Below are 12,637 nucleotides of genomic sequence, written 5' to 3' on the forward strand. Positions count from 1 at the left end.
CTGATGATATACTGCATGTCTTGAGATAGCTTTACCCCTGCCACTCAAATGGAGTTCCCGATTTGCCAAAGCGCGTAAGAACGGCCGTGTTTCCTGTCGCAGGCCTCGGCACCCGGTTCCTGCCGGCCACCAAGGCAATGCCCAAGGAAATGTTGACGGTAGTGGACCGCCCACTGATCCAGTATGCGGTCGATGAGGCACGCGAGGCTGGTATCGAGCACTTCGTCTTCGTCACCGGTCGCAACAAGGGCGTCATCGAGGACCATTTCGATCGCCAGTTCGAGCTGGAAACCACGCTCGAGGTTCGCGGTAAAAACAATGCGCTCAGTGAGTTGCGCAAGGACCTGCCCTCGGCCGGCCGCACCAGCTTCACCCGCCAGCAGGAGCCTTTGGGCCTGGGCCACGCGGTCTGGTGCGCCCGCGACATCGTGGGCGACAATCCCTTCGCCCTGCTGTTGCCCGACATGCTGTTCAAGGGCGAGCCGGGCGTGCTGCGCCAGATGATGGACGCATATGAAGAAACCGGCGGCAATGTCATCGCCGTCGAGGAAGTACCGCCCGCCGAAGTGTCCTCCTATGGCGTCATCGCCCGTGGCGAAGGCGAGGATAATGGGTTCCGCGTCACCGGCATGGTGGAAAAGCCCAAGGTGGAAGAAGCCCCGTCCAACCTCATCATTTCAGGCCGCTATATCCTGCAGCCCGAAGTGTTCTCGCTGCTGGCCGACCAGCCCAAGGGCGCGGGTGGAGAAATCCAGCTCACCGACGCCATGCAGACCCTGATGCATACCCAGCCCTTCACCGGCGTCAAATACCAGGGCAAGAGCTTTGACTGCGGCTCCAAGATCGGCTTTCTGACCGCCAATGTGGTCTATGCGCTGGACCGCGACGACATCCGCGACGGCTTCCTCAAGGAATTGCAGAAGCTCGATCTGGGCGCGCATTTCTAGGCAGACTGGCCCGGTCGCTCACGACCGGGCCGCCGCTAAATCCCCAGGCACATCCCTGCGACAAATCAGCGCGAGACGGTCAGCCCGACCATGATGCGGTGGCTGTCTTCAACGCCATCCGTGGTGCTGTCGCTATGGGAAAAGTCGTAATCGGCCGACACCGTCGTATGCGGGCCGAGCTGATAATCGGCACCCAGGCCATAGCCGTTGCCATCTTTGGTCTCGGAACTGCCCTCGTAACGCGTCGTGCTCCAATCGGCCGAGGCGCGGAGCGCCAGCCAGGAATTGACCGCATAACCGATCTCGCCGCTTGCTGCATAGCGCACCGCGGTGGTGCCGGCCGAAGTGGGGCCGGGCGGCTCGACGCTGGTCGATAGCGTACCGGTCGCGCTCCAGCGCTCGTCGGGGGTGAAGGTGACGCTGGCGTTGTAGAGATGAGTGACGACCTCGCCCAGGCTTGCCTCGTCGAAGCGGCGCAGGTTGAGACCGGTCGAGGCCGTGGCCTGCCAGACGCTGCTCCAGCGCCCGGTGACGCCGGCCTCGATACTGGCTTCATTGGCATCGGTTTTGATCAGCAGGACCGAGGAAGGATGGTCGAACATGTCACGGCCCAGGCCCGCCCGGCCGAAGACTTCAAAGATCGGCGTCATCTGGAAACCCAGCCGCAAGCCGGAATCCAGCGCCCAGACGGCGCGGTCGGCATTGTCGATCACGCTGCCATCCACGAGGCCGGTTTCCCCATAGACGCTGCGCTGCACGGCCCCGGTCACGCCCAGATTGAAGCGGCCGAACTTGCGGGTCACGCCAAACTCGACGCCGCCGGAAATGCGCTGTGGCGGGTCGGCGATATTGCTGGCGACGCCCGGCATGCCGGGCAGGTCCTGCGTGAGGGAGAAATTGGCGTCGGCCGAGGCAAGGGTTTCCCGATCGAGCGCGTAATCGCCCGACAGGTTGAGCCGCAAGGCGGTAACATCGATCTGCCCGTCATCGGGCCGGGTCACTTCGGCTTCCGCATCGAGGCCAATGGCCGAGCGGGAGCCCACATGGTTCAGCGTTACGCTGGGCACCAGCCGCGTGTCGAAGCGCTCTCGTTCGGCGTTCTGGGTATAGGTGCCACGCAACGCCACCGACCAATCGACGTCGAAGAATGGATCATAGGGCTCGGGAACGCCGCTGCCATCGGCCAATACCGGGCCGGCAGCGGGATAGATATCGGGCAATAGCCGCTGATTGTCGGTGCCTGAGCCATCTCCGGCGGGACGCTCGGAACCGGCCATGGCCGGCGCGACAAGGCAGGCAAGGCCAAGCGCAAAAGCGCCGGCCCATTGTCCCGATTGCCGTATGCGCCAGGGCAAGGTCCGCTCCGCCAGCTGAAATCAGCCCGCGACGATGAAAGTCCGGGCCTTACCCAATCCTTTCATCTTATGGTTAACGAAAGTTTGCTGCCGCCGTCAGGAAATCGGCTCGACCTTGAGCACGGCGCCATCGCTGCCGACAATCCGCACCCGCGCGCCAACGGGCAGGTCCGGTCCGGCGACGCGCCACACCGAATCTCCCAGCACGATCCGCCCGAAGCCGCCCGCAATGGGCTGTTCCAGCACGGCTTCCTGGCCAGTATAGCGATCGGCCCGGCGGTTGAGATAGGGGCTGTCATTGGCCGTCTCGCGGCCACGGCTCCAACGGGTCCACAGGAAGATCGTCACCAGTGACAATGCGCCAAAGATCAGCCATTGCAGCGGCCAGCCGATCGGCTGGAATAGGGTGAGCAGGCCCACAATCAGCCCGGACACCCCCATCCACAGCAGAAAGCCGCCGGGCACCACCAGCTCAAGCGCCAGCAGGATCAGCCCGGCAACGATCCAGGACCACGGGCCATAGTCGGCAATGAACTGCACGACCTGCATCTAAGCCTCCTATTGCGAGGAACCCGTCGACGGTGGGCGGCTCGGCCGTGCCGCCGCCGGAGCGCCGCCGCCAAAGGTTTCCTTGGCGATTTCGGCAATGCCGCCAATCGCCCCGATCACGCTGGAGGCTTCCACCGGCAGCATCAGGATTTTCTGGTTGGGCGAAGTGGCGATGGCTTCGAGCGCCTTGATGTAATTATTGGCCACGAAATAGTTGATGGCCTGCACATTGCCCCCGGCAATGGCGTCGCTCACCATCTGGGTTGCGCGCGCTTCAGCCTCGGCCGAACGCTCGCGCGCCTCGGCGTCGCGGAACGCGGCTTCCTTGCGGCCCTCGGCTTCCAGCACCTGGGCCTGCTTGGCGCCTTCGGCCTGCAGGATGGCCGATTGGCGGCGCCCTTCGGCCTCAAGAATGGCCGCACGCTTCTCGCGCTCGGCCTTCATCTGCCGGCCCATGGAATCCACCAGATCCTTGGGCGGATCGATGTCCTTGATTTCGATACGGGTGATCTTGATACCCCAGGGCGACACGGCCGTATCGACCACGCGCAGCAGGCGCTCATTGATCTCGTCGCGATGGCTGAGCAGCTCATCGAGGTCCATCGAGCCCATCACGGTACGGATATTGGTCATGGTGAGGTTGAGGATGGCGTTTTCGAGCCCCGAGATTTCGTAGGCCGCCGCAGCCGCATCCAGAATCTGGTAGAAAGTCACGCCATTGGCCGTGATCGAGGCATTGTCGCGGGTGATGACTTCCTGGTGGGGAACGTCGAGCACCTGCTCCATGACATTGATCTTTTTGCCCACCGTATCGATGAACGGCACGATCAGATTGAGGCCGGGTTTGAGGGTGCGGGTATATTTGCCGAACCGCTCGATGGTGTAATTAAAGCCCTGCGGCACCGTCTTGGCCCCGGCAAACAAGACCAGCAGCGCCAGAATGCCCAGGCCGATCAGCGTGATGCTGAGCCCATCCAGCGCAAAGCCGTTGGTGATTTCCATCAGCGATTCTCCCTTATTCTTCATGGCGGCGACATTATGCAGGCGCGTCCCTTTGAGCAATCAGTTCCGGCGATTGGCCCTTAAGGCATGGGCGTGTTCAGCCGCCGGTCCACCGTCAGCGTCACCGCGATGACCACAAAGGCAAAGATGACCATGCCCAGCGCCAGCACGTGGGCATTGCCCCATTGCAGCCGCTCGACATAGTCGTAGAGCGCGATGGCGATCACCTTGGTCTGGCCCGGAATATTGCCGCCGATCATCAGCACGACGCCAAATTCCCCCACCGTATGGGCAAAGGTCATCACCGCCCCGGTAATGTAGCCCGGCCGCGCCAGTGGCAGCACGACCCGCCAGAAGCGTTGCCAATTGCTGGCGCCCAGGCTCGATGCGGCTTCCAGCGGCTCATTGCCGATGGCGGCAAAGGCATTGCGCAGCGGCTGGATCATGAAGGGCAGGGAATAAAAGAACGAGCCGATGACGAGGCCGGTAAACGAAAAGGCCAGCGTGCGTCCGCCCCAGAGCCCGGCAATCCAGCCGCCCGGCCCATTGGGGCCGAGCGCCAGCAACAGATAGAAGCCTAGCACGGTTGGGGGCAGCACCAGCGGCATCGACACCACCGCCCCCACCATTTCACGATACCGGCTCTGGCTGCGCGCCAGCCACCAGGCAATCGGCGTGCCTGCCAGCAGCAGGATGAGCGTATTGATGGCCGCCAGGCTCAGCGTCAGGCTGACGGGCTGCCAGATTTCGGCAAGGCTCATCCTGTCGGCTCCGTTTATTCGACGGTGTAGCCTGCGGCTTTTATCACGGCCACGGCCTTGTCGCTCTTGAGGAAATCAATGAACGCCGTCGCTGCCGGATTGGCCTCGCCGGTCTTGAGCAGCACCGCGTCCTGCCGGATCGGCTCGTAAAGGTCAGCCGGCACGATCCACACGCCTTGCTTGCCCACCACCTGGCTGGCCGCGACAAAGCCCAATTCGGCATTGCCGCTTTCGACAAATTGCAGCGTCTGGCTGATGTTCTCGCCGGTCACGATCTTGGGCTGCACGGCATCATAAATCCCCAGCGCCGTCAGTGCTTCCACCGCCGCACGGCCATAGGGCGCGGCTTCCGGATCGGCGATGGCGAGCTTTTCAAACGGCCCCTTGAGCGCCGCTTCCCCGTCAGTCACGTCGATCGAGGTCGAATACAGCGCCAGCGTGCCGATGGCATAGGTGAACACCGTGCCATCCACGCCGAACCCGTCCGTCACCGCCTTGGTGGGCCGCTCATCATCGGCCGCCAGCAGGATTTCGAACGGCGCGCCCTGGGTGATCTGGGTATAAAGCTGCCCGGTCGCCCCGAAGCTGAGCACCAGATCATGGTCCGTCTCGGCCTTGAACAGCACCGCCAGCTCTTCAGCGACCTTGGTAAAATTGGCAGCGACAGCCACGCTGGCACTGTCGGCGTGGGCGGCGCTAGAGACCAGCAATCCGGCCAGAAGTGTGCCCAGGAAAACGCGCTTCATCGACAGCTCCGATATGTTCTAAAAACCATATCGGTTTTGGCAAAGCCAAGCCCGTCCCGCAAGCGTTATTTCCGCGGCGCCATATCGAGAATGGCGCGCAGCGCCACGACATCCCCGGCAATCGCCGCCCGTGTCTTGTCCTGCATCTGCCGATAATGCCCCAGCACGGCCCGTCCGGCCTCGGTCAACTGCGCCCCACCCTGCGCCGCCCCGCCGCGGCTGGATTCGACAAGCACAATGCCAAAGCCTTCATTGAGCGCCTGCACCAGCCCCCAGGCCCGCTTATAGCTCATCCCCATAGCCTTGCCGGCGGCCGAGATGGACCCGGTGCTGCCTATCAATTCCAAGAGATCCGCCCGGCCCGGCCCCAGATAGGCCGTTTCGCTCAGGGTGACACGGAGATGGCTGAGGCCGTCTTCGGGCACGTCGGCCATGGGTCTAGCCGCGCAGCGCGGCCGCCTCACGCGCCAGCGCTTCGATGCGGGCAAAATCATTGGCCGCCAGCGCATCCGCCGGCATGATCCAGCTGCCGCCCACGCAGATCACATTGGACAGACCCAGATAAATCTTGGCCTTGGCCGGGTCGATGCCGCCCGTGGGGCAGAAGGTGATGTCGGGCAGGGGCGAGGCAAAAGCCTTGAGCACCGGGGCGCCGCCATTGGCTTCGGCCGGGAAGAATTTGAGGAAGCTATAGCCGCGCTCGGCCGCCGTCATGGCTTCGCTGGGCGTGGCAATGCCGGGGAGCAGGGGAATGCCGATATCGTCGGCGGCGTCGAGAATGCGCGGGGAAATCCCCGGCGACACCATGAATCGGCAACCGGCATCCACCGACTGCTTCATATGGGTCGCATTGCGCACGGTACCCGAGCCGACAATGGCGCCGGTGACCTTGGCCATTTCTTCCATCACCTTGAGCGCATTGGGCGTGCGCAGCGTGACCTCGAGGATCGGCAACCCGCCCGCCACCAGCGCCTCGGCCAGCGGCCGTGCCTGGGACACGTCATCGAGAATGATCACCGGCACGACCGGAGCCAGCGACAGGATGGAACGGATGGCGGACGCGTCTTGCGGCATGGCTCGGCCTCTCGAGGGGAACGTTGAGGAACGGTTAGGCGCATGGAAAAATTCCCGCAACCCCGTTCATTGAAAAGCCGTCAAATAATCCCTAGGTTCCGCCCCACCATTGGGAGGCCAGTATGGTTCAGACGATCAACGCTACAACGCCGCTGGACGAAGCGCGCGCCATTCTGGCCCGGAATTTCGATCTCAAGTTTTCCAAGGCCGTCGAGCAGGCCACGGAAAGTGTGTTTGATCGGGTCAAGGACAAGATTCCCGCCATTGAATGGCCCTTCTATGCGCCGCTGATTTTCGAGATCAACCGGCTCAAGAAGGAAAAGGACGCGGTCATTCTGGCGCATAATTACCAGACCCCGCAGATCTATCACGGCGTCGCCGATATCGTGGGCGATAGCCTGCAATTGGCGATCGAGGCAACCAAGGTCACCCAATCGGTCATCGTGCAATGCGGCGTGCACTTCATGGCCGAGACGTCAAAGCTGCTCAACCCGAGCAAGACGGTGCTGATCCCCGATAGCCGCGCCGGCTGCTCGCTTGCCTCCTCGATCACCGTCGAAGATGTCATGGCCATGCGCGCCATGTATCCCGGCGTGCCCGTGGTGACCTATGTCAACACCTCCGCCGCCGTCAAAGCGGTGACCGATGTGTGCTGCACTTCCTCGAACGCGCTCGACATCGTCAATCGCGTCGAGGGCGACACGGTGATCATGATCCCCGATCAATATCTGGCGCAAAACACCGCCAAAAAGACGCATAAGAAAATCATCACCTGGGCCGGCGCCTGCGAAGTGCACGAGACCTTCACCGCCGACGACATTGCCGAATTGCGCCACGCCTATCCCACGGCCAAGATCATCGCCCATCCCGAATGCCCGCCCGAAGTGATCGACGCAGTGGACTTTGCCGGCTCGACCGCCGCCATGATCGATTGGGTCAAGACCGAACGCCCCGCCCGCGTCGTCATGGTCACCGAGTGCTCGATGTCGGACAATGTGGCCAGCGAAACCACCGGCGTCGATTTCCTGCGCGGCTGCAATATCTGCCCCCACATGAAGCGGATTAACCTCGAAAACGTGCTCTGGTCGCTCCACACCATGACCGAAGAAGTCACTGTTCCTCTCGACATCATTCCCCCAGCGCGGCTGGCGGTGGAACGCATGATCGAGATGAGCCGAAAGGGCGACTAAGCGCCGAGCACGCTGCGCCGATGAAACGCCAGATGGGCGGGGCTCGGCTGGAACAATGGTTCGACAGGCACCACGAGGCGCCCGCTGGTGTGCAGGCGGATCGCGAGTGCGCGGGGCAAGGCATCGGGATTGGGGACGACGACGGCGTAATCGTCTTCGACGAGAAACAGCCCGGCCCGGAAGGCGCGGGCCGCGTGTTCTTCAAGGGCCAGGTAATTGTTGATCTGCAGCGGCCCGCCGGCATCGCGCGGGCGGATGGCGATGACTTCGAGATGGGGGTGAATGAGACCGATATCGGGCTGGAATTGCTCGCCGGTCAATGCGCAGCGGTAGCTATACGCGGTCAACACCAGCCGATACACAGATTCATAGGCATCCAGAGACGGCGCAGCAGCAAAACCCTGCTGGGCGAATTCACCGAACGCATTTTCCTTATCCGAACTTGCCATCTGTCGCGGTCCCAGCCCTGCTACGGACCTGACCTTAGGCAAGAATACGTATCTTGAGAACAGGGCGGAGCCCGGCCATGACCACCTTTGACAACACGCTTAACGCCGATGGCGCACTCATCGTCGGCGCCGGTCTGGCGGGTCTGTTCACCGCGCTCAAGCTGGCGCCCCGGCCGGTGACGGTGCTTTCGCCCAAGCCGCTCGGCACCGGGGCCTCCTCGGCCTGGGCACAAGGGGGCGTCGCGGCGGCCGTGGGCAAGGGCGACAGTTCGCACGCCCATGCCGTCGATACCGAAATGGCTGGCGCCGGCATTGTCGACCATGGCACGGCCGAAAGCGTTACCGCTGAAGCTGCCGCGCGCATCGAGGATCTGGCCCGCTGGGGCACGCCCTTTGACCGCGATGATTTCGGCAATTTCGCGCTGGGCCGCGAAGCCGCCCATTCAGCCAATCGCATCGTCAAGGTCGAGGGCGATCGCGCCGGCTGGGCCATCATGCAGGCGCTGATTGCCGAAGTGCGCCGCACCCCCTCGATCCGCGTCGTCGAAGGCATTACCGCGCTCAGCCTCGCCCGCGACAATGGCCGCATTGTCGGCGTCTTCTGCCGCAAGCTGGGCGACCGCTATTCCGAGCCTGTCTTCATCCGCGCCCGCGCTACCATCCTCGCCGCTGGGGGCCTGGGCGGGCTTTATGCCGTCACCACCAATCCGCCCGGCGTGCGCGGCCACGCCATGGGCATGGCGGCCCGGGCCGGGGCATTGATCGCCGACGCCGAATTCGTGCAATTCCACCCCACCGCCATCGCCACCGGCGCCGATCCGGCCCCGCTGGCCACCGAGGCTTTGCGTGGGGAAGGGGCAATCCTGGTCAATGATCTGGGCGAGCGCTTCATGCCCGCCATCCATCCTGATGCGGAACTCGCCCCGCGCGACATCGTCGCCCGCGCCAATTTCCGCCAGATCCAGGCCGGCCGAAAGGTGTTCCTTGACACCCGCAAAGTGCTGGGCGAGGCCATCCTCACCCGCTTCCCCACCGTCGCCAAATATTGCCTCGATGCCGGCATCGATCCGGTCGCTGGCATGATCCCGGTCACCCCGGCCGCCCACTTTCACATGGGCGGCGTCAAGGTCGATGAACGTGGCCGCTCCTCGCTCCCGGGCCTCTGGGTCTGTGGCGAAGCCAGCTGCACGGGCCTGCATGGCGCCAATCGCCTGGCGTCCAATTCCCTGCTCGAAGCCACCGTTTATGGCGCCCGCATTGCCGAGGATATTGGCGGGCTCGAACCCGTCCGCTCGCTCGCCCCGTTCAAGGGCATCGAATGGGATGAAGCCGAAGGCGAAAAGGCCGAACAGGTGCTGCGCAACCTGCCTGCCGTGCAGCAATTGCGCCATATAATGACCGATCTGGTCGGGGTCGAGCGTGATGCCGAGGGCCTGAAGCAGGCCCTGCGCGCCATTGCCACGCTCGAAGCCAATGCCGAGCACGTCACCCGCGCCTATCTCAATATGACCACCTCGGCCACCATGGTCGCCGCCGCGGCCCTCAAGCGCACCGAAAGCCGGGGCGGCCATTTCCGGACCGACTATCCCCAGACCAATGAAAGCTGGGAGCACCACACCACGATGACGCTGGAAGAAGCACTGGAAATCCGGTCCGGCGCTTAGGTTCGCAGTCCCGGACGCAAAAAAGCGCGGCCCTTGCGGACCGCGCTTTTTCTCGTCTCGGGAGGAGGCGATTAGTTGACGGACTTGTCCTCGATGGAGGCGGCGGCGCCGTTGATCGCGATCTGGCGCGGCTTTTTGCTTTCGGGCAATTCGCGCTTCAGTTCGAGATGGAGCAGGCCGTTTTCGAGCGTGGCGCCCTGAACCTCGACATAGTCGGCCAGCTGGAAGCGCAGCTCGAAGGCGCGCTCGGCAATGCCGCGATGGAGGAATTCACGGGCCTTCTCGGCGCTCTCCTGGGGCTTGGCGCCCTTGACCACGAGGCTGTTCTCCTTGGTTTCGATGGCGATATCGCCATTGGAGAAACCGGCCACGGCGATGGAGATGCGATAGGCATCCTCGCCGGTGCGCTCGATATTGTAGGGCGGGTAGGTCTTGGTTTCCTGGCCGCTCAAAGTATCGAGGCGGTTGAACAGACGGTCAAAGCCGACCGTGGAACGGTAGAAGGGGGAAAAATCGATGGTCTGCATGTCACATTCTCCTGTGAGCAACGTGGATCTCCCGGTGGTCTGCACAAGCGTTCCCAGCATTAGGCGAACGGCATGATCGGCAGGTCGGGGCCCCCGGATTTCCGGCGGGCCAACAAGATGTAGGGAGAGGGCGAAATGGTTCAAGAGCCCCGAAGCTGAATGAATTATGAACCGAAAATGAACGGGCCCGTCCGGTTTGGTTCAGGCAGGGGGGCGTAGAGCTTATCTCGTGTTCAGGAGACATCTTGAATACGCCCCGCGGTCCATCATCCGCCCCCCGCATGGACCGCACCTAAAAAAAGAGACCAGCGTCCCCCACCAGGCCGCTGGTCTTCTTTTTTTGCTGGGTGCCTTTCTGCTTTTGAGGGTCTGCAAATAGCGGTGCTCTGCGCTTCCGGTGCTCACGTACCGATGTACGCTCCGCTCCGGTTCTCGATCACCACCATTTTCGGCTCGTCCAAAGCAGAAATGCTTCCCAGCAATGGTGGTCTGCCGCTATGCAGGATGGACCAGAGAGGTGATTGTTCTTCATGACCATTACTGTCGATCCCGATGGACCCGAGCTGGTCAATATTGCGTCCAATCCGGTGCCGGACGGCGTGCGGGCGGGGTATTTTGCCACTGAGGACAAGGTGCGGCTGCGCTATGCGATCTGGCCCAAGGGGCAGGGCGCGCCGCGGGGCACGATATGCCTGGTGCAGGGGCGGGCCGAATTCATCGAAAAGTATTTCGAGACGGTTGCGGATTTCCGCAAGCGGGGCTTTGCCGTGGCGACCTTCGACTGGCGTGGGCAGGGCGGCTCGGAGCGGCTGATCGGCAATCAGAGCCTGGGCTATGTCGACCGGTTCGATGATTACTGGACCGATCTCAAGAGCTTTCATGGGCAGATTCTGCTGCCCGATTGCCCGCCGCCCTATTACCTGGTGGGCCATTCCATGGGCGGGCTGGTGTGCCTCAATGCGGGCACGCGCGACCGCATGATGTTCGAGCGCATGTTCCTGTCGGCGCCCATGCTGGCGCTGGACAACCAGCCACTGAGCATGGCGGGCATGGCGCGGCTGACCGAGACGCTGAGCTTTGTGGGGCTCGGGCGGCTGCCGGTGCGGCGCCGGGCGGACAGGCCGGCAAGCGAACTGACCTTTCCGGGCAATCCGCTGACCTCGGACATGCTGCGCTATATGCGGATGATCGACGCGCTCAAGGCGCAGCCGGGATTGGAGACCGGATCGCCCACCATTCGCTGGGCGGCGGCGGCCATGGGGGCGATGGCGAAGGCGGGCCGGGACGATTTTCCGGGGCAGATAAAAATCCCGGTGCTGATGCTGGCGGCAGCGCGGGACGAAGTGGTGTCGACTGCGGCGATCGAACGGTTGGGGCTGCGCATGCGCACGGGCCACCATCTGCTGGTGGGCGGTGCGCGGCATGAATTGTTCATGGAAAACGACACGATCCGCGGGCAGGTTCTGGCCGCGTTCGATGCGTTTATTACGGATTTAACGGTTTAGGTTTCGGCCGTTGGCATCAGGCTGGACGAGGCCGTGCCCCTCAGGCCGCGTTGATCAATTCCAGGGCTTTTTCCAGAAGCTCGGGAGTAGCCGCGGCCACCACATCGCCGCCGCCGGTGGGTTCGCTGCCGTCCCAGCAGGCGATGGCGCCGCCGGCTTGCCGGATGATGGGGACGAGCGCGGCAATGTCATAGGTGTTGAGGGAGGGCTCGATGACGAGGTCCGCGTGGCCGGCGGCGAGCAGGGCATAGCCGTAGCAATCCATGCCGAAGCGTTGCAGGCGCGTGGCTGACTCCATGGCTTGCCATTTGGGCCAGTGTTCGCCGAGGAACAGGTTCGGCGTGGTGGTGAAAACACGAGACTGCGCCAGTTCGGTCTGGCCGCTGGTGCGAATGGGTTGGGCTGCGCCAGCGCGGCGATAGGTGGCGCGGCCGGGCACGGCGAGGAAGGTTTCGCCAATGAAGGGCTGGCTCATCAGGCCGGCAATGGCGACGCCATTATGGGCAAAGCCGATCAGCGTGCCCCAGACGGGGGCGCCGGAAATGAACGAACGGGTGCCATCGACCGGGTCGATGATCCAGCAATATTCGCTGTTGCCCGAGGTGCCCCATTCTTCCCCGATAATGGCGTGATCGGGGAATGCCTCGGCGATGACGGCGCGGATGGCGGTTTCGGCTGATTTATCGGCCTCGGTGACGGGGTCGAAGCCTTGGCTGAGCTTGTTGTCCACGGCCAGCGACGTGCGGAACAGGGGCAGCGTGCATGTTGCGGCGGCGTCGGCGGCGGCGAGCAGGGTGGCTTCGATTTTGGCGAGGTCGGGGGGCATGAATGGGTCCGGGGATCGTGCCACGACCTCGTGGTTCGACAA

The 12,637-nt window shown here is 63.3% G+C and carries 14 protein-coding genes; 4 read left to right on the plus strand and 10 right to left on the minus strand.

All coding sequences use genetic code 11. From position 1 onward, the window contains the following. Positions 1 to 62 precede the first annotated feature (62 nt). Entirely contained in the window at positions 63 to 947 is an 885-nt protein-coding gene (gene galU, locus N8A98_RS11565) for a UTP--glucose-1-phosphate uridylyltransferase GalU (protein WP_113123681.1), read from the plus strand. A gap of 65 nt (positions 948 to 1,012) precedes the next feature. Here galU and N8A98_RS11570 read toward each other — a convergent pair whose 3' ends face one another. The 7 genes from N8A98_RS11570 to eda form a co-directional block, all read right to left on the minus strand. Next, positions 1,013 to 2,302, minus strand: coding sequence for an outer membrane beta-barrel protein (locus N8A98_RS11570; protein WP_262171477.1), 1,290 nt, complete (start codon positions 2,300 to 2,302; stop codon positions 1,013 to 1,015). A gap of 96 nt (positions 2,303 to 2,398) precedes the next feature. Then, a complete protein-coding gene (locus N8A98_RS11575) occupies positions 2,399 to 2,851 on the minus strand; it encodes an NfeD family protein (RefSeq protein WP_262171479.1) in 453 nt (150 codons plus the stop codon). Positions 2,852 to 2,860: 9 nt separating this feature from the next. After that, on the minus strand, positions 2,861 to 3,853 hold the full coding sequence (locus N8A98_RS11580; RefSeq protein ID WP_113123703.1) for an SPFH domain-containing protein: 993 nt from the start codon (positions 3,851 to 3,853) through the stop codon (positions 2,861 to 2,863). 80 nt (positions 3,854 to 3,933) lie between these two features. Then, complete coding sequence (modB, locus tag N8A98_RS11585; protein ID WP_262171481.1) at positions 3,934 to 4,614, minus strand: molybdate ABC transporter permease subunit; 681 nt, start codon at positions 4,612 to 4,614, stop codon at positions 3,934 to 3,936. A 14-nt stretch (positions 4,615 to 4,628) separates the two neighbouring features. Beyond that, the gene (gene modA / locus N8A98_RS11590) at positions 4,629 to 5,360 is read right to left on the minus strand and encodes a molybdate ABC transporter substrate-binding protein (protein WP_262171482.1); all 732 of its coding nucleotides are present in this window, start codon (positions 5,358 to 5,360) and stop codon (positions 4,629 to 4,631) included. Between the two features lie 65 nt (positions 5,361 to 5,425). Further along, complete coding sequence (locus N8A98_RS11595) at positions 5,426 to 5,794, minus strand: winged helix-turn-helix domain-containing protein (protein ID WP_262171484.1); 369 nt, start codon at positions 5,792 to 5,794, stop codon at positions 5,426 to 5,428. A gap of 4 nt (positions 5,795 to 5,798) precedes the next feature. Beyond that, complete coding sequence (gene eda / locus N8A98_RS11600) at positions 5,799 to 6,434, minus strand: bifunctional 4-hydroxy-2-oxoglutarate aldolase/2-dehydro-3-deoxy-phosphogluconate aldolase (RefSeq protein WP_262171486.1); 636 nt, start codon at positions 6,432 to 6,434, stop codon at positions 5,799 to 5,801. 122 nt (positions 6,435 to 6,556) lie between these two features. On the opposite strand from eda, the gene nadA reads away from it, so the two are divergent. Further along, complete coding sequence (gene nadA / locus N8A98_RS11605) at positions 6,557 to 7,624, plus strand: quinolinate synthase NadA (RefSeq protein ID WP_262171488.1); 1,068 nt, start codon at positions 6,557 to 6,559, stop codon at positions 7,622 to 7,624. On the opposite strand, the gene N8A98_RS11610 is transcribed toward nadA, so the two are convergent. Further along, positions 7,621 to 8,073, minus strand: a complete 453-nt coding sequence (locus N8A98_RS11610; RefSeq protein WP_262171489.1) for a hypothetical protein — start codon at positions 8,071 to 8,073, stop codon at positions 7,621 to 7,623. The two genes, nadA and N8A98_RS11610, sit on opposite strands and share 4 nt — an antisense overlap. Positions 8,074 to 8,150: 77 nt before the next feature. On the opposite strand from N8A98_RS11610, the gene N8A98_RS11615 reads away from it, so the two are divergent. Continuing rightward, complete coding sequence (locus tag N8A98_RS11615) at positions 8,151 to 9,737, plus strand: L-aspartate oxidase (protein ID WP_262171491.1); 1,587 nt, start codon at positions 8,151 to 8,153, stop codon at positions 9,735 to 9,737. A gap of 71 nt (positions 9,738 to 9,808) precedes the next feature. On the opposite strand, the gene N8A98_RS11620 is transcribed toward N8A98_RS11615, so the two are convergent. Then, positions 9,809 to 10,264, minus strand: a complete 456-nt coding sequence (locus tag N8A98_RS11620) for an Hsp20 family protein (RefSeq protein WP_113123691.1) — start codon at positions 10,262 to 10,264, stop codon at positions 9,809 to 9,811. 530 nt (positions 10,265 to 10,794) lie between these two features. Between N8A98_RS11620 and N8A98_RS11625 the strand changes: the two genes are divergently transcribed. Beyond that, a complete protein-coding gene (locus tag N8A98_RS11625) occupies positions 10,795 to 11,769 on the plus strand; it encodes an alpha/beta fold hydrolase (protein WP_262171493.1) in 975 nt (324 codons plus the stop codon). Between the two features lie 40 nt (positions 11,770 to 11,809). On the opposite strand, the gene hisN is transcribed toward N8A98_RS11625, so the two are convergent. Continuing rightward, positions 11,810 to 12,595, minus strand: coding sequence for a histidinol-phosphatase (gene hisN / locus N8A98_RS11630; RefSeq protein ID WP_262171495.1), 786 nt, complete (start codon positions 12,593 to 12,595; stop codon positions 11,810 to 11,812). Positions 12,596 to 12,637 lie beyond the last annotated feature (42 nt).

Origin of the sequence: Devosia neptuniae (assembly GCF_025452235.1) — a bacterium.
Lineage (GTDB): Bacteria > Pseudomonadota > Alphaproteobacteria > Rhizobiales > Devosiaceae > Devosia.